Genomic DNA, 16,113 nt, shown 5'->3' with positions numbered 1-16,113 from the left:
TCCTCCTGAGTATTTAGTTCTTTTCAATAATTGCACCATTGTGTATAAAGGATTGGAATTCATGGTATGTCTCTTCAAATAAATCCAGATGCTGTTGTTTTGCAGGCTGAAGCATTTCTTTAGGGAAATAAAAGCGGTGATCCCCTTGACCTTGTCCGGCTAACGCTGCAACCAGCTGGCTAACCTTTGATAGTTCGATAAGTGTGCCGTCTTTTTGAATAATTTCTATCTGAGTCCGGTGACTGTTTTTTTCAGGGCGATAAAAATCATAAGGTAAATCATAGCTGGAATTAATAGCTGTATAGTATTTGGGATTAAACCCGACTTTTTCTATCAAGTTCTTTAGATGTTCAATTGTCTGATCAGCTGTTCCAGCTGAAAAAGTAGCAGATTTCAACGGTTTTCTTTTCAGAAAACGGTTAGTTAAATCAGTTAAAACCGAGTCCCCCAGCTCGCTCCACTGAGTAAAATACGTACTTAGTACGCCGTCATCCAGTTTTAGGTATTCCTGCAGGGTATAATCACCTTTGAAAAAAGGAACAAGCAGGCGGGAATGTAAGAGATAGTCCTCTGGCTGCTCTTCGTAGAGCTCCTTCGCCCGATGCAGCAGATGATCCAGTATAACCTCCATCCCTCTAGAAACAGGATGGAAATAGACCTGAACGTACATTTGATAGCGGCTGACAATATAATCTTCAACAGCATGCATGCCGTTCATCGTATAGGCAATTCCGCCTTTATAGGGACGAATTACTCGAAGGATACGAGTTAAATCAAAAGTTCCGTATTCTGTTCCTGTAAAATAGGCGTCTCGAAGCAGATAGTCCATTCGATCAGCATCAATCTGACTGGAAATCATTTGAACAACCTGAGGATTCGGATATTCCTTCGTAATGACGCTAGCCACCTTTTCTGGAAAATCCGCTGAAACACGGTTTAAAATCTGAAATACTTCTGTTTCAGGAGAAGTAATGATATCAACTGTAAACTTTTCATGATCCGTCTGAAAAATATGTTCAAAAGTATGGGAATACGGACCGTGTCCTACATCATGAAGCAAGGCGGCACATAAGGCAACCAAACGTTCTTCATCATTCCAGCCATCTTCACCGATTTGTTCAACAGAGTAATTCCGCTGAAAAATATCACAAATTCGGCGCGTAATTTCATAAACACCTAAGGAGTGAGAGAAACGGCTGTGTTCTGCTCCATGGAAGGTCAGAGAGGAAGTTCCCAGCTGCTTAATGCGGCGCAGTCTCTGAAATTCACTGGAATCAATCAAATCTAATATGACTTGATGCTGTACATGAATATAGCTATGTACAGGATCTCGAAAGACCTTTTCAATAGGCAGATATTGATTTTTATAAGAATAAGGCATTCGTTTCCTCCTTTAGTTGTTGATTGCGCTGGACCATTTTTTCAAGCTGCTTGTGATAATCCTCTGAAAACTCAGCGAGTGCCGTCCACGATTCAAGCGGCTCTTCATGTAAAGATTTTCCAAAGTGTTCTTCAAAGGAAAATAAAAGTCTGTTTTTGACTTCTGCAACAGTTAATTCCTCCCCAATTAAAGTACCAAGATTTTCCATGACTGTTGGATCAACAGCCGGATAGCCGTTTTGTCCAAAACCATCTTTCAAAGCGGCTTGGTAAAATTGACGAACGACTTCACCACGCATCAGTTGATTTCCTTCAACACTTAGGTAGGCCATAACAGCAATACCGTTTTTTACACGCCGCTGAGCAAGCCCGGCAAATTTTTTCCCTTCAATACTTAAATCAAAAGTTCCAGGGCAGTATGAAGAGCTTATTTCGTACGCTTCAATGCGCTTTTCTTTTGTCTGAAAGGCTGAAGCAATCCAGTCAGACATGATGAGATAGGCTCTATCGATGGTCAATTTGTGTTCTGGGGGATTCGGCAGAATCAAAGAGAGATTTAAAACACCTTGATCGGCAATAACGCCCAGACCGCCGGAATTTCTGATTACTGGTTGATAATTATGCTTCATTAATGCAGCTATTCCCTCGGAAAAATGAGGGACTCTAGTGTCCTTCATCCCTAAAATCATGGTCTGACTGAACTGCCAAAAATGTAGAATTGGTTTTTGCTGCTTTTCGGCAAAAGCGGTTAATGTATCTGTCAAAGCGAAAGGAACCAGTGTATCTCTAGAAGAAAGAATATTCTGATCAAGCAGAGCAACTGGCTGGCTGAAAAGAAGCCGGTTCAAATTAGTCATAAGTGTCATCATCCTGTTGTGTTTTTGAAACGTATTTTTTTACTTCTTTATTCATCTGTGAATACTCATTGCTGAATCTGACTGGTTTGCTGAGCAGCCGCATCGGCATAGAGGATAAGAAGCGGCTGAAATCTTTACGAGCTTCCTCTGTTAGCCGTCCAGGTTTGGAAACCAGACGTTCATATAAATAATGATAGAACTCTTTCATTGCATCAATATCAATACTCATTTTATTGTGACACTCTTCGCATTCAATACTGGAAATGACTTCATTCAGGTATTGGATGTCATGGAGTGTTTCTTTTTGGCAATGCATACAGAAGAGCATTGCTTCTTCATCATGAAACAACATTGTTTCCACCCCCGATTTCTATTATAAACTATTTATAGCAAAAGTCTTGTAGTAAAAGTATAAAGAAACTTTTATTTTTCTTAAGATAAATAGAGAATTTTTCCAGTAGTCTTGCCAGAATAGTGAGAAACAGCTAAACTGTTTACATATGATTTACTCTAGAACAAATGTAAAGATGTGGTTAATAGCTAAGCGTCAGCTAAAAGAGCAATGGCTGTTATTCAGGCATGTATACATTCCATAAAGGAGTTGTATTAAGAATGCGTTTCTTTGTTTAGGCTATGGACAAAAGCCGCTGCTCATAAAATGAAGATCTTTGCAAAAATTCAGATAAATAAAATACATAAAGAATAAGGGGATAGGTATGATTCATCCAATCGATCAGTCAGAAACATCAACAGTTCTTTCAAACGGCAGTTTAGAAAGCTATCGGAAGATGTGGGAGATACGAATATTTGAGGAGGCTGTTCAACAGCTTTTTGACAGCGGACAGATGTATGGTACGATGCATCTTTGTATCGGTCAGGAGGCCACCGCCGTTGGCGGTGCCGGTATCTTACGTCAGGATGACTGGATGCTTTCTACTCACCGCAATCATGGACATGCTATTGCCAAAGGAACGGACCGCCGTGCAATGTTGGCCGAAATGCTGGGGAAAGCAACTGGGACAAATAACGGAAAAGGCGGCAGTATGCATATCGCTGATTTAGCGGTGGGAAATCTTGGCTCAAACGGAATCGTCGGAGGGAATTTTCCGATTGCAGCCGGGGCGGCTCTTAGTGCTGTGATGAATAAAACTAACCAAGTTGTTCTATGCTACGCTGGTGACGGTGCCACAAATGAAGGCAGCTTTCATGAAGCACTGAATCTAGCCTCTATTTGGAATCTGCCGGTTATTTATCTAATTGAAAACAATCAATATGGAATGAGCAGCTCTATTAAGCAAATGGTAAATGTAGACAGATTGTCAGCACGTGCAGAAAGTTACGGAATAGAGGGACTCACGATTAATGGGAACGACTTATTTGAAGTGAGCCGGACAGTTAAAAGCGCAATTGAAAAGGCCCGTAGCGGCAAGGGACCGACCTTAATTGAAGCGATTACCTATCGCTATAAAGGGCATTCTAAATCAGATAAGCTTGTTTACCGTTCAGAAGAAGAATGCCGCTATTGGATGGAAAATCACGATCCGATTTTACGGATGGAAAACTATTTATTAAAAGAGAAAGCAGCTAGTCTAGCTGAATTACGCGGGATTCAAGCTTCGGTGCAAAAGGAGACGGATGAGATGATTCGTTCAGTAGCAGCAGATCCAGAGCCTGACTTGAATGAGTTATGGCAAGACGTCTATCAGGAAGGAACGATTGGAAAATGAGAGAGATAACCTATCTTGATGCTGTCAATGAAGCGTTGGATGAAGCGTTAGCGCTGGATGAAACAGTATTTCTTCTGGGAGAAGACATTGGCGTATACGGTGGCGGATTTGGAGCGACCAAGGGACTTCAGGAAAAATACGGACCTGAACGAGTGCGGGATACACCTATTTCTGAGAGTGCCATCGCAGGAGCCGCTGTCGGTGCTGCAATGACTGGCATGCGTCCAGTAATGGAGCTGCAGTTCTCTGATTTCATCACAGTGGCAATTGATCAGCTGGTCAATCAGGCTGCTAAAATTCATTATATGTATGGCGGTAAAGCCTCTGTACCTATGGTGATGAGGACAGCAGGCGGTTCAGGTACAGGAGCGGCAGCACAACACTCGCAAAGTCTGGAAAACTGGATGGCACATATTCCTGGCTTAAAAGTGATTCAGCCTTCTAATGCGTATGATGCAAAAGGACTGCTTCACGCAGCGATTGAAGACAATAATCCAGTGATGTTTTATGAACATAAATTATTGTATAAAACAGCCATGGCTGTGCCAAAACAAAAGTACAGCCTGCCGATTGGCGTAGCAGATGTTAAGAGGCAAGGACAGGATGTGACTGTAGTTGCAACAGGAATCATGGTGGATAAGGCCCTGACAGCCGCAGAACAGCTGGCTAAGGAAGGGATTCAAATCGAGGTCGTTGATCCGAGAACTTTGGTACCATTGGATAAAGAAACGATTCTTTCTTCAGTTATGAAAACACGCCGTGTACTGGTTGTAACAGAGGCTGTGAAAAACAGCGGTTTTAGTGCGGAACTCACCGCCGTTATTGCCGAGTCAAAAATCAGCCGTGAGTTGCTTTATCCTATTGTCCGCTTAGGCGGCGAGTTTGTGCCAATGCCTGCACAGCAGAAGCTGGAACAAAGAGCTGTTCCCCAAGTGGAAACCTTGGTAAATGAAATTCAGAAAATGATGAAGGAAAGCGGCGGAATCGAATGAAACTTAGTGAAGACCGCAGGAAACTGTTGAAGATTGTCACGCTGTATTATGATTCTGGTTTAACGCAAGCGGAGATTGCAAAAAAGATGGCAATCTCACGACCGGTTATTTCTAAAATGCTGCAGCAGGCAAGAGAAGAGGGAATGATAAAAATCTCAATTCGAGATGATTCTGCCTATGCTGTCAAGCTTAGTTTGAAGCTGGAGGAATACTACGGCTTGGATGAGGTTATTGTGGTGCCGGATAACGAATACACTCCTGCACTTAAAATAAAGCAGAAGGTTAGTGAAGCAGCCGCTGATTATCTGGGAAGCATCTTGACAGAGCACATGTCGATTGGGCTGTCTTGGGGAACGACGCTGGCAGATATGATTGATGCGCTGCCCTTCTATTCTTTTCCTACAGTGAACGTTTGTCCACTAGTTGGAGGTGTCTCCAGCGAGCATTTATACTATGACACCAATCACTTGGCTTTCCAGCTATCGGAAAAGCTGAACAGCCGCTGTCAGTATGCCTATATCCCGGCTTTAGCAGAAAGCAGAGAACTGGCAGAAAGTCTGAATCAGAGCAGGCTGCTGAACACCGCAATGGATTTTGCCAAAAAAGTAGACTTGGCGATTATCGGTGTGGGCAATCCGATTAAGCATTCTACTTGGAATCAGCTGGGATATTTCACCAAAGAGGATATCAATAAGATAACAGAAGACGGCGTCAAGGGAGATGCAGTAGCCTCCTTATTTGACAAAAATGGTCAGACAGTGAACAATACTATTAGCGAGCGGATGCTTGGCATCAAGGTCGAGGATTTGGCTAATATTTCTCGGGTGATGGTCATCGGAAGCGGAAAGGAAAAAGCCGAGAGTATTCGTCCTTTGTTAATCGGAAACTACTGTTCAATATTAGTAACTAATCAGACCACCGCTGAATTACTGTTGTCGTAGAGAAAAAGTTGCATTTTACTTTGTTCTGGTTATAAAATAAATATACGCATAAAATGATTGATTTTATAAAATTTAGAGATTAAGGTGTTTCTTGTGTAAAGAACTAAGTGGGCTGAAGCTAGAGTCTATCAGTTTGAAAGCACGCTTTAGTAAGGCAGATAAGCAAGTTCAAGAGTCTCAAACCTATCTGCTTAAGAAATAATATGCTTAATCATCGTACTGGAGGAGTGTTTCTTATGGATTTAAAGCAAGGAACAGATATTTCGATTCAATTGAAAACAGAGGTAACCCAGGAAGGGGAAAAAAAGAATTTTTACTTTGATTTAACTGGTCAAATGGTTAAAATTGGTGATACGCTTTATATCCGTTATAAGGAAGAACAAGAGGATGGCGAGCAAGTCCCTGTGACAATCAAAGTAGAACCAGATGGCAAAATCCAGCTGATTCGCGCTGGAGACTTGCGCATGCGTTTGAAATTCGGCTATCGTGAACATTTAGAAACAGCTTATCGTACCCCGTACGGACTATTCCAAATTACGACTTATACGCATAATTTGAGGTTCAGCTTAAAGGACCAGCCAATTTCCGGTTCAATTGTTATTGACTATGATTTATCTTCTCAAAATGCAAAAATTGGCGAGTATCATTTAGAATTGGAATTTACTGCGTAATTCTTAAAGAATCAATTGCTTTTTTTTGCTTGTTTTTGTATGATAAAGAGTAGACTGTGAAAGGACGTGTACCGCTTGGAAATTAATGTATTTGAAGGATTGAATAAAAACGAGTTGTCCATGATTGAAGTTGCTCACGCAATTTTGGAACAAAAAGGAGATGTCATGGATTTTTCCGACTTGGCTAATGAAATCCAAAACTATCTTGAAAAGTCTGATAGCGATATTCGTGATTCTCTTGCGCAATTTTATACTGACTTGAATATTGATGGAAGTTTCATCTCTCTAGGCGACAACCAATGGGGTCTTCGTTCATGGTATCCAATTGATTCAATCGATGAAGAAGTAACACATGGCTTGGATGAAGATGAGGAAGATAAACCACGTCGTAGAAAACGCAAGAAAGTCAATGCATTTATCATGGATACAAATGATGAAGATGCCATCGACTATAATGATGACGATCCGGAAGATGCGGAATTAACTGCAGATGACGATGATGATATCGATATTTTATATGAGGATGAAGAAGAAGAGGACGATGAAGAAATCAAAGCCTACAATAGTGATCTTCAGGAAATCGGAGCGGATGAGGATGCAGATGATGACTTATCCAGTATTGAAGAAGATCTGACAATCATCGATGATGAAGATGTAGACAGTGATTTTGATGATGAGGAAGAAGACGAATATCCTGAAGAGGAAGAATAAAGCGAAGTTAGATGTTTATTCTTTACTTGAAGGACGTTTCGACTTGTCGCTTGTGGATGATTGAGTTTTATTCATACGCTAAATAGTAGTATCGTTTATTCAGCTTTTAAGGACTGGAGCATAGTCAGCATGACTATTGTTCTAGTCTTTTTTTAGCAAAACGAGGTTTAAAAGAGCGGGCGTTTATAATAAAAAAATAAATAGTTGCATTTTCCTATTTATATTATATAATTTCTTATATAGAAAGGGTGAGGCTGATGAGCGAAGCGAAACCTTATGGAACTGTACTGATTAAAGCGGCAAAAATTATGGATTATCTGGCAGAAAATCCCAATCACTCACTGCAGGAAATTGCCAAAAATACTGAAATGACAGCTTCAACAACAATCAAAATATTAGATACCCTAGTGCTGATTGGTTATGTTCAGAAAAATGAAGATAAAAGCTATCGTCTAGGTTCTAAGCTGATACGCTATGCAAACCAAAGATTGGAGCAGCTGGATCTGGCAGAAATCACTTTGCCTTATCTTGAAAAGCTGCAGGCGACAATTGATGAAACGATTCATTTAGGGATACTAAATGATAATGAGATATTATATATCAACAAGCTGGAGCCTAAGCATCAAACGATTCGCATGTCTTCTAAAGTCGGGATTACTCGTCCGTTGTACAGCTCAGCAATGGGGAAAGCAGTACTGGCGAAATTTTCCGATGAGGACTTTCAAAGCTATTTGTCTGATCATGTACTGACGCCATATACGGAAAATACAATTACTAATCCTTTAAGATTAGTGAAAGAGCTGGATGAGGTTCGGCGTTCAGGTATCGCTTTTGATGATGAAGAAATGGAAATGGATATTTTTTGTATTGGTGCTTCTCTTGAAAAGGAGCAGCAGATTATCGGAGCCTTCAGTGTTAGTATGCCGAAATACCGCTTAAATGAAGAAGCAAAACAAATGATTATTCAAGCAGTTTTACAAACAAAGGATGCCTTGGAGCGAGTGTTAAAAGGAAAATAGAGTATAGAGAGGGAGAGACGTCAAAATCTCCCTCTCTATTTTATTGTTTTTAAGCAGCTGTAAAATAGCGGGATAAAAATTTTTTATAAGAAATCTGTATAAAAAACGTTTGCATTTTCTTTTTTTCTATGTATAATGAAAGTAAGAATTTCCTAATAATAAAATATAATTTCCAAATAAGAAAAGAGTGGTTGTTTTGAAAAGAGTTAACATTCTTCAACGTTTAGAAAATGCAGGTGTAATTGCTGTTGTTCGAGGAAAGACAAAAGAAGAAGCAATTAAAGCAAGTCACGCAATTGTCAAAGGTGGTATGTACGGTTTGGAGCTGACCTTTACTGTTCCACGTGCAGATGAAGTGATTAGAGAGCTGTCAGACCATTATAAGGATTCGCCAAAGGTTGTGATTGGAGCTGGAACGGTTCTTGATGCGGTAACTGCCCGCTTGGCAATCATGGCTGGAGCTGACTATATTGTAAGCCCCTCTTTTGACCGCGAGACTGCAGAAATCTGTAATCTTTATCAAATCCCTTATTTGCCAGGCTGCATGACAATTACCGAAATGAAGGAAGCCCTGAAGAGCGGTGTAGATATTATCAAGCTGTTTCCTGGAAGTGCTTATGGACCGAGTATCATTTCTGCATTTAAGGCACCAATGCCTCATCTTAATATCATGCCGACAGGCGGAGTTAGTCTTGAGAATATGGCAGACTGGTTTAAGGCTGGAGTAGTGACAGTAGGGGTTGGCGGTAATTTGCTGGCACCAGCTGCGACAGGTGATTTTGAAAAGGTAACAGAAGTTGCTGCTGAGTATATGGCGAAATATCACGAAATCAAAGGAGCATAGCTATGGGAAAAGTTGTAACCCTAGGAGAAATCATGCTGCGCTTGTCTACTGATGGTGGGATTCGCATCGCACAAAGCGAAGGATTTTCTGCTCATTATGGTGGCGGAGAAGCGAATGTTGCTGTTTCATTGGCTAATTATGGACATCAGGTTTCATTTGCCAGCAAAGTTCCGGCAAATGGACTGGGTGAAGCAGTAAAAAAACACCTTAATCGTTATGGAGTAGATACCTCGGCATTACTGAGCGGTGGTGCCCGACTGGGAACCTACTACTTAGAATCAGGAGCAGGAGAACGGGCTGCCAGTGTGATTTACGATCGTGCCGGGTCGAGCTTCGCAACGATGGAAACCAGTGAATGGGATTTGCAGAAATTGTTTGATGGTGTAGACATTTTTCATGTATCAGGCATTACGCCTGCACTTTCTGATTCATGGAAGCAATTAACTCTTGAACTAATTACTAGTGCTAAAAATGCTGGTTGTAAAATTAGCTTTGATGTGAATTATCGAGGAAAGCTGTGGAGCAGAGAAGAAGCTGGTGAAACGATTCGTCAAATCCTGCCATATGTAGATTATTGTTCTGCCGGGAATCTGGATGCTCAGCATTTTCTGGAAATTCCAGCATATGATAAAACTGCTGATGAGGAAGAAACCATTTACTACTATCGAAGTATGCAGGAAAAATATCCCAACATTTCTGTTTTTTATTCCACCAGACGAAAAGTCCATTCAGCAAGTGCCAACGAGTTGATAGGAACTCTTTGGGCAGCTGGAACCTACTATGAATCCCAATGCCACCAAATCAATCCAATTATCGATCGGGTTGGTGGAGGAGATGCTTTTGCAGGCGGGGTTCTCCATGGGCTGCTAAGCAGCTACGACTATCAGCAGGTGATTCGTTTTGCTACAGCTGCTTCAGCATTGAAGCATACGGTTCACGGCGACTGCAATCAATTTAGCTGTGAAGAGGTTGAAAGCTTTCTTGCGGCAGGTTCAGGTAAAATTGTTCGATAAAATAACTAAGCATTTTTTCTTTCAAAAGATTGAATGCTGCTAATTAAAGGAAGGAGCATGAAACATGCAAAATATGGAAACTCGTTATACTCATAGCCCGGAGGATATTCGTCATTATTCTACTGAACAGCTGAGAGATGAATTTTTAGTAGAGAAGGTGTTTGTTCCTGGTGAAATCAGTCTGACTTATACCCATAATGACCGAATGATTTTTGGTGGAGTAACGCCAACGAATGCAGCTTTGGAAATTAAACTGGATAAAGAGCTAGGCGTGGATTATTTTCTTGAACGCCGTGAATTAGGGGTAATCAATATTGGCGGACCAGGTTTTATTGAAATCGATGGCGCAAAAGAATCAATGAAGAAACAAGATGGCTATTATATTGGAAAAGAAACTCGCCATGTTGTCTTTTCTTCTGAGGATGCTGCCAATCCTGCAAAATTCTATATCAGCTGTGTACCGGCACATCACAAATATCCTAATGTGAAAATTAGTATTGATGACATTAAACCAATGGAAACTGGTGAGCCGCTAACACTAAATGAACGTAAAATTTATCAATACATTCACCCAAATGTCTGCGAAAGCTGTCAGCTTCAAATGGGGTATACGATTTTAGAACCAGGTAGTTCTTGGAATACAATGCCGTGTCATACCCATGAAAGACGGATGGAAGCTTATGTGTATTTTGATATGGAGCAGGACACACGTGTCTTTCATATGATGGGCAAACCAGATGAAACAAAACATTTAGTGATGGACAATGAGCAGGCAGCAATTTCACCAAGCTGGTCTATTCATTCTGGTGTTGGAACTAGTAACTATTCATTTATTTGGGCAATGTGTGGCGAAAATATCACATATACTGACATGGATATGGTGCCGATGGATCAATTAAAATAGTCAACTGGCTGCTAAAGCAATGTATTTAAAGTTTTAAACAGATAGAAATAATGGAGCACTTAGTTTGCTCCCTTTAATAAAAAAGAAAAGAGGCAGATGAAATTATGGATTTTAAGATGGACAGCTTCAGATTAGATGGGAAAATTGCTTTAGTTACTGGGGCAGTATATGGTATCGGGTTTGAGATTGCCAGCTCTTTAGCTGCAGCAGGTGCTACAATCGTGTTTAACAATATTGATGAAAAATCAGTTAATGACGGGATTGAAAATTATAAAAAAGTCGGAATCGATGCAAAAGGTTATGTTTGCGATGTAACCAATGAAGAACAGGTTCAGGCAATGGTTAAACAAATTAAAGAAGAAGTTGGCGTTATCGATATTCTGGTAAACAACGCTGGTATCATTAAGCGTACACCAATGCATGAAATGGAAGCTGCAGATTTTCGTCAAGTCATTGATATTGATTTGAATGGTCCTTTCATTATGTCTAAAGCTGTTCTTCCAGGAATGATGGAGCAAAACAGCGGCAAGATTATCAACATCTGCTCAATGATGAGTGAGTTAGGTCGGGAAACAGTTAGTGCGTATGCAGCTGCTAAAGGCGGCCTGAAAATGTTGACAAAGAATATTGCTTCTGAGTATGGTGAGTATAATATTCAATGTAACGGCATTGGTCCAGGCTATATTGCAACACCGCAAACAGCACCGTTGCGTGAGGAGCAAGCGGATGGTTCTCGTCATCCTTTCGACCAATTTATCGTTGGCCGGACGCCGGCAGCTCGCTGGGGTACACCAGATGATCTTGCGGGGCCTGCTGTATTCCTAGCATCGAAAGCCTCTGACTTTGTTAACGGACACATTTTGTATGTAGACGGCGGTATTCTAGCTTACATTGGTAAACAACCATAATCAGCTTTTAATCACCTAAGTAAAAGAAAATATGTATGAATGGTTTTCTAAGTAATATGTTTCTGAAACTAAAAAAATTCCTAAGTAAATAAAATCGACAGAGCTGTCCTTTCATATGCGTGAATGAAGGGAATAAACAGCTCTGTTTTTTTATAGAACTACTCCTTTAGATAGATATTCTGTCTAAAAAAGAGCAGCAGCAGTAAATTTTTTATCCATTAAGAAGCTAAGTAAACGTATAAATGAAGAAACAGACTCCACAACAAAATAAAAGGGATTCACAGAAATCTGAGCAATCATTTCTATGAATTCTTTTTATTTATCTAAAACGATCCTTCCTATTCACAGAGACTTTCATATATGCCGAAAGCAATCTCTTGTTTTAACCTTAATTATGCTTGATGATGATCAAAAAACACAACTTCCTGAGTATGATGCTTTTTCAAAAATTCTTTTGGTGTCATACCAAATTCTTTTTTGAAGCATTTAAGAAAATGAGGATAAGATTTGAAGCCGCACTGCAGATAAATCTCATTAGAATTCTTATAAGTCACTAACAATTGCTTGGCATAGAGCAATTTCTTTTTTAAGACATAATTATGAAAGGTGAAACCTGTGCTGCTTTTAAAGGTACGGGAAATATAATATTTACTGACAAAAAATTCTTTTGCTACATCGTCCAAGGTTAGAGGCTCGCTGAGATTTTCTGAGACATAATTCATTAAGTCTTCAATCAAGGTATTCTCCGTGGCCTGTTTTGGTTGAACCTCTTTTTCCTCATTCATTACCAGCTTGTTCAAATAAACGAGAAAGTTTACAAACTGTTGTTCATACATTAAATCTAATCCATATTCTTTCTTATCTGCTGGTGCTTCAATCAGTGAAAGATAATAACGCAGCTTTTCCGGATCAGTCTGAATAATTTTGCTCTTTGTACGGCCAGTTGGATGAAAACAGCGCTCCAAATTCGTATATTTACTAGAGCGTTTTTTTAGAAAGCTTGGCGTAATAAACATATAAACTCTTTCAAAAAAATCAGAGTTCTGTTTGACGATGCGGTGAAGGTCCAGGTTATGGATAAAAATTACCGAACCTGGTTTTAAAAGATACTGTTGACCATCCAAATAAAATTCGGCTGTACCCATTAAGGTACAATGAATCTCATAAAAATCATGGTAATGATAAAGCGTTTTCTCTTGGATGACAAAATCCTTAACATGAAAGACTTCATAGTCATTGGAAATCATCGAATTTACTAGTGAAGTATTGAGCAATTTAGAGTCTGTCAAAATGAACTCCCCCTTATTTCAAAAATGTATCCGCTTCTATAATACACTAAAAATACACTGAAAAGGCTTTATATGCAATTTTTGACAGTAATTTAGCAATTTTTATTATATAAATAATTTTACTGACTTGTTAAACTAAGTACATACCTAGTGTTGAAAGCGCTTTGAAAAAACTCGAGTAATAATAGAATAAAGAATCGAAAAGGAGTTAATGCAGCGATGATTATTAAACAGGAATTATTTGTACCGAAAGAAACGGTTGAAGAAAAAATTGATTTGATGATTGAAAATCTGACAACTATTAAAGATAACAGTGGAGAATTCCTATTGGATTTTGATGGATTGAAGGTTGACGATAAGAGCTGGACAATTTGGAACTGGCCTCAAGGTGTCGGTTTGTATGGGATGTATAAGAACTATCGGATTACTAAAAATGAAAAGGCTTTACAAGTTGTAAATGATTGGTTTGATGCCCGCATGAAAGAAGGAGCACCGCCTAAAAATGTCAACACAATGGCTCCGCTGCTGACGATGGCTTATCTCTATGAGGATACGAAAGATCCTAAATACGTTCCTTACTTGGAGCAATGGGCGGAATGGGTCATGCATGATATGCCTAGAACAAACGAAAACGGACTGCAGCATGCGACTTATGGTCCCCCAAATACTAATCAGCTTTGGGATGATACGTTGATGATGACTGTTCTGCCGCTGGCGAAAATTGGTAAGCTCTTAAATCGCCCTCATTATTTGGAAGAGGCAAGGCACCAGTTTCTGATTCACATCAAATATTTGATGGATAAAAAGACTGGCCTTTGGTATCACGGATGGACTTTTGAAGGCAATCATAACTATGCCGAAGCATTGTGGGCCAGAGGTAACTGCTGGATTACGATTGCAATTCCTGAAATTATTGAAATTTTAGAGCTTCCTGAAGGAGATGGATTAAGAGCCTTCCTAATTAATACACTAAACGCTCAGGTAGCATCTCTTGCAGACTACCAGCATGAGTCAGGACTGTGGCATACATTGCTGAATGATCCTGATTCGTATCTGGAATCCTCTGCGACTGCCGGCTTTGCATATGGTATTTTGAAAGCTGTTCATAAACGCTATATCAGCAGTGACTATGAAGCGGTTGCTTATAAAGCGATGGCTGGTCTATTAGAAGAGATTGATGAAAAAGGAGAAGTTCAGCATGTTTCAATCGGAACAGGGATGGGTGATGATTTGGACTTCTACCGCAACATTGGTATGACAGCAATGCCTTATGGACAGTCATTGACGATTCTGTGTCTGACAGAACTGCTTGTTTCTTATTGCTAAAAACAGGAGGAAAAATGATGAAAATGAAACATCTTATTACGGGGCTGCTGCTGTCAACAGCTGGTCTGATAGCATTAAGCGGCTGTAGTCAATCCGAAGCAGCTGACGATGGAAAGGTTGTGCTGCGGTATGCTTATGCCAGTAACAGCCAGCCGGTTATCGATTCTATGCAGGAATTTGGCCGCTTAGTTGAAGAAAAAACAAACGGAGAAGTAAGTATTGAGTATTTTCCCGATGGCCAGCTAGGTGGGGAAACTGAGCTGATTGAACTGACTCAAACGGGCGGAATTGATTTTACAAAGGTTAGCGGTTCTGCACTGGAAAGCTTTTCAAAGGATTATTCAATCTTTGCTGTACCTTACATCTTTGATAATGAAGAGCACTTTTTTGAAGTGATGGAGAATCAGGAAATCATGGATGAGATTTATCACTCAACTGAAGACTTAGGATTCATTGGTCTAACCTACTATGACTCTGGTCAGCGAAGCTTTTATATGACAGGCGGTCCTGTGAATACACCTGAGGATTTAAAAGGGAAAAAGATTCGAGTGATGCAAAGTGAAACAGCGATTAAGATGGTGGAGCTCTTAGGCGGATCACCCGTTCCTATGGGCAGTTCGGAAGTTTATACTTCATTGCAGTCAAACTTAATTAATGGCGCCGAAAATAATGAGTTCGTACTATATACGGCAGGACACGGCGGCGTTGCGAAGTATTACTCTTATGATGAGCATACTCGCGTACCGGATATTGTAATCATGAATGATGATGTGAAAGAACGTCTTACAGATGCGCAGTATGAAGCAGTTGTTGAGGCTGCTAAAGAATCCACTGAATTTGAAAAAGAAGTATTTAAAAAGGCGGTTGAGGAAGAGAAAAAAATTGCCGAGGAAGAGTATGGTGTGGTTTATAACGATGTAGACAGTGCGCCTTTCCAGGAAGCCGTTCAGCCGCTTCATGATCAATTCAAAAATGATAAAAACTACAGCGATTTATACGAGAAAATTCGTGCTGTAGCAGACGAAATGAACTAGGAGGTCACTATGAAAACGGTAAGGAATATTTTAGATAAATGTTTAGAGGTTTTCGGAGCTGTGCTGCTGGCAGTTATGATTTTAGTCGTTCTCTATCAAGTATTTGCCAGAACTGTACTGAATAATCCTAATACAATTACCGAAGAGTTTGTTCGATTTGGTCTAGTTTGGCTGTCGATGCTGGCCTCTGCTTATGTAGTGGGAAAAAGAAGTCATTTAGCAGTAACGCTGCTAAGTGATCATTTGAAGGGCGGCAACAAACGTCTTTTAGAAATTGTTGTACAAATTTTATTCTTGTTGTTTGCTGCAGTTATCATGGTATTCGGCGGCTGGAAAGCTGTAACAGTAACTATGGGACAAATTTCGCCATCGCTTTCTATTCCGATGGGCTATGTCTATCTGGCAGTTCCAATATCGGGAGTGATTATGTTTATTTACAGCTTATTGAATCTACTGGAAAAACCAGTAGAAGAAAGTGTTCAGGAGGGGGAATAAAA

The 16,113-nt window shown here is 40.1% G+C and carries 17 protein-coding genes; 13 read left to right on the top strand and 4 right to left on the bottom strand.

Features of this window, described 5'->3' with window-relative positions; genetic code table 11:
* Positions 1-13: 13 nt before the first annotated feature.
* Genes ACPWSO_RS05075 through ACPWSO_RS05065 form a run of 3 tightly spaced genes read right to left on the bottom strand, consistent with a single transcriptional unit; the run spans position 14 to position 2,589 of the window.
* Positions 14-1,381 carry an HD domain-containing protein gene (locus tag ACPWSO_RS05075; protein ID WP_426081739.1) on the bottom strand — a complete coding sequence of 456 codons (1,368 nt, stop codon included), beginning with the start codon at positions 1,379-1,381 and terminating at the stop codon, positions 14-16.
* Positions 1,365-2,237, bottom strand: a complete 873-nt coding sequence (locus ACPWSO_RS05070) for a lipoate--protein ligase family protein (protein WP_426081738.1) — start codon at positions 2,235-2,237, stop codon at positions 1,365-1,367. Before ACPWSO_RS05070 ends, ACPWSO_RS05075 begins: the two co-directional genes overlap by 17 nt.
* Positions 2,230-2,589, bottom strand: a complete 360-nt coding sequence (locus ACPWSO_RS05065; protein ID WP_426081737.1) for a hypothetical protein — start codon at positions 2,587-2,589, stop codon at positions 2,230-2,232. The genes ACPWSO_RS05070 and ACPWSO_RS05065 overlap by 8 nt, the downstream gene beginning before the upstream one ends.
* Before the next feature lie 364 nt (positions 2,590-2,953).
* Between ACPWSO_RS05065 and ACPWSO_RS05060 the strand changes: the two genes are divergently transcribed.
* From ACPWSO_RS05060 to ACPWSO_RS05015, 10 genes are all read left to right on the top strand, one after another.
* Positions 2,954-3,964, top strand: a complete 1,011-nt coding sequence (locus tag ACPWSO_RS05060; RefSeq protein WP_426081736.1) for a thiamine pyrophosphate-dependent dehydrogenase E1 component subunit alpha — start codon at positions 2,954-2,956, stop codon at positions 3,962-3,964.
* Positions 3,961-4,956 carry an alpha-ketoacid dehydrogenase subunit beta gene (locus tag ACPWSO_RS05055; protein ID WP_426081735.1) on the top strand — a complete coding sequence of 332 codons (996 nt, stop codon included), beginning with the start codon at positions 3,961-3,963 and terminating at the stop codon, positions 4,954-4,956. Before ACPWSO_RS05060 ends, ACPWSO_RS05055 begins: the two co-directional genes overlap by 4 nt.
* Complete coding sequence (locus ACPWSO_RS05050) at positions 4,953-5,897, top strand: sugar-binding transcriptional regulator (protein ID WP_426081734.1); 945 nt, start codon at positions 4,953-4,955, stop codon at positions 5,895-5,897. Before ACPWSO_RS05055 ends, ACPWSO_RS05050 begins: the two co-directional genes overlap by 4 nt.
* Before the next feature lie 236 nt (positions 5,898-6,133).
* Positions 6,134-6,568: a DUF1934 domain-containing protein gene (locus ACPWSO_RS05045; protein ID WP_426081733.1), complete on the top strand. Its 435-nt coding sequence runs from the start codon at positions 6,134-6,136 to the stop codon at positions 6,566-6,568.
* A 75-nt stretch (positions 6,569-6,643) separates the two neighbouring features.
* Positions 6,644-7,279, top strand: coding sequence for a DNA-directed RNA polymerase subunit delta (gene rpoE, locus ACPWSO_RS05040; RefSeq protein WP_426081732.1), 636 nt, complete (start codon positions 6,644-6,646; stop codon positions 7,277-7,279).
* A 257-nt stretch (positions 7,280-7,536) separates the two neighbouring features.
* Positions 7,537-8,298: an IclR family transcriptional regulator gene (locus ACPWSO_RS05035; RefSeq protein WP_426081730.1), complete on the top strand. Its 762-nt coding sequence runs from the start codon at positions 7,537-7,539 to the stop codon at positions 8,296-8,298.
* A gap of 196 nt (positions 8,299-8,494) precedes the next feature.
* Entirely contained in the window at positions 8,495-9,142 is a 648-nt protein-coding gene (locus tag ACPWSO_RS05030) for a bifunctional 4-hydroxy-2-oxoglutarate aldolase/2-dehydro-3-deoxy-phosphogluconate aldolase (protein ID WP_426081728.1), read from the top strand.
* Between the two features lie 2 nt (positions 9,143-9,144).
* On the top strand, positions 9,145-10,155 hold the full coding sequence (locus ACPWSO_RS05025) for a PfkB family carbohydrate kinase (protein ID WP_426081727.1): 1,011 nt from the start codon (positions 9,145-9,147) through the stop codon (positions 10,153-10,155).
* Between the two features lie 64 nt (positions 10,156-10,219).
* Positions 10,220-11,059 (top strand): 5-dehydro-4-deoxy-D-glucuronate isomerase, encoded by an 840-nt coding sequence (kduI, locus tag ACPWSO_RS05020; RefSeq protein WP_426081726.1) that lies wholly within the window; start codon positions 10,220-10,222, stop codon positions 11,057-11,059.
* A 104-nt stretch (positions 11,060-11,163) separates the two neighbouring features.
* Entirely contained in the window at positions 11,164-11,967 is an 804-nt protein-coding gene (locus ACPWSO_RS05015) for a gluconate 5-dehydrogenase (RefSeq protein WP_426081725.1), read from the top strand.
* A gap of 392 nt (positions 11,968-12,359) precedes the next feature.
* Here ACPWSO_RS05015 and ACPWSO_RS05010 read toward each other — a convergent pair whose 3' ends face one another.
* Positions 12,360-13,214: an AraC family transcriptional regulator gene (locus tag ACPWSO_RS05010; protein ID WP_426081812.1), complete on the bottom strand. Its 855-nt coding sequence runs from the start codon at positions 13,212-13,214 to the stop codon at positions 12,360-12,362.
* A gap of 261 nt (positions 13,215-13,475) precedes the next feature.
* On the opposite strand from ACPWSO_RS05010, the gene ACPWSO_RS05005 reads away from it, so the two are divergent.
* Genes ACPWSO_RS05005 through ACPWSO_RS04995 form a run of 3 tightly spaced genes read left to right on the top strand, consistent with a single transcriptional unit; the run spans position 13,476 to position 16,111 of the window.
* Entirely contained in the window at positions 13,476-14,582 is a 1,107-nt protein-coding gene (locus ACPWSO_RS05005; protein ID WP_426081724.1) for a glycoside hydrolase family 88/105 protein, read from the top strand.
* Positions 14,583-14,599: 17 nt separating this feature from the next.
* A complete protein-coding gene (locus tag ACPWSO_RS05000; RefSeq protein WP_426081722.1) occupies positions 14,600-15,616 on the top strand; it encodes a TRAP transporter substrate-binding protein in 1,017 nt (338 codons plus the stop codon).
* A gap of 9 nt (positions 15,617-15,625) precedes the next feature.
* Positions 15,626-16,111 (top strand): TRAP transporter small permease, encoded by a 486-nt coding sequence (locus tag ACPWSO_RS04995; protein WP_426081721.1) that lies wholly within the window; start codon positions 15,626-15,628, stop codon positions 16,109-16,111.
* The last annotated feature ends 2 nt before the right edge of the window (positions 16,112-16,113 follow it).

The sequence above is a fragment of the Enterococcus sp. LJL51 genome, from assembly GCF_049894025.1.
Lineage (GTDB): Bacteria > Bacillota > Bacilli > Lactobacillales > Enterococcaceae > Enterococcus_L.
Note: the sequence above shows the minus strand (reverse complement) of the source record. Positions and strands in the feature narration are given on the sequence as shown.

Bases quoted from the DNA above. Each gene is read 5' to 3' on its own strand.
- ACPWSO_RS05075 (WP_426081739.1), bottom strand. From the start codon at position 1,381: ATGCCTTATTCTTATAAAAATCAATATCTGCCTATTGAAAAGGTCTTT.
- ACPWSO_RS05070 (WP_426081738.1), bottom strand. From the start codon at position 2,237: ATGACTAATTTGAACCGGCTTCTTTTCAGCCAGCCAGTTGCTCTGCTT.
- ACPWSO_RS05065 (WP_426081737.1), bottom strand. From the start codon at position 2,589: ATGTTGTTTCATGATGAAGAAGCAATGCTCTTCTGTATGCATTGCCAA.
- ACPWSO_RS05060 (WP_426081736.1), top strand. From the start codon at position 2,954: ATGATTCATCCAATCGATCAGTCAGAAACATCAACAGTTCTTTCAAAC.
- ACPWSO_RS05055 (WP_426081735.1), top strand. From the start codon at position 3,961: ATGAGAGAGATAACCTATCTTGATGCTGTCAATGAAGCGTTGGATGAA.
- ACPWSO_RS05050 (WP_426081734.1), top strand. From the start codon at position 4,953: ATGAAACTTAGTGAAGACCGCAGGAAACTGTTGAAGATTGTCACGCTG.
- ACPWSO_RS05045 (WP_426081733.1), top strand. From the start codon at position 6,134: ATGGATTTAAAGCAAGGAACAGATATTTCGATTCAATTGAAAACAGAG.
- ACPWSO_RS05035 (WP_426081730.1), top strand. From the start codon at position 7,537: ATGAGCGAAGCGAAACCTTATGGAACTGTACTGATTAAAGCGGCAAAA.
- ACPWSO_RS05025 (WP_426081727.1), top strand. From the start codon at position 9,145: ATGGGAAAAGTTGTAACCCTAGGAGAAATCATGCTGCGCTTGTCTACT.
- kduI (WP_426081726.1), top strand. From the start codon at position 10,220: ATGCAAAATATGGAAACTCGTTATACTCATAGCCCGGAGGATATTCGT.
- ACPWSO_RS05015 (WP_426081725.1), top strand. From the start codon at position 11,164: ATGGATTTTAAGATGGACAGCTTCAGATTAGATGGGAAAATTGCTTTA.
- ACPWSO_RS05010 (WP_426081812.1), bottom strand. From the start codon at position 13,214: ATGATTTCCAATGACTATGAAGTCTTTCATGTTAAGGATTTTGTCATC.
- ACPWSO_RS05005 (WP_426081724.1), top strand. From the start codon at position 13,476: ATGATTATTAAACAGGAATTATTTGTACCGAAAGAAACGGTTGAAGAA.
- ACPWSO_RS05000 (WP_426081722.1), top strand. From the start codon at position 14,600: ATGAAAATGAAACATCTTATTACGGGGCTGCTGCTGTCAACAGCTGGT.
- ACPWSO_RS04995 (WP_426081721.1), top strand. From the start codon at position 15,626: ATGAAAACGGTAAGGAATATTTTAGATAAATGTTTAGAGGTTTTCGGA.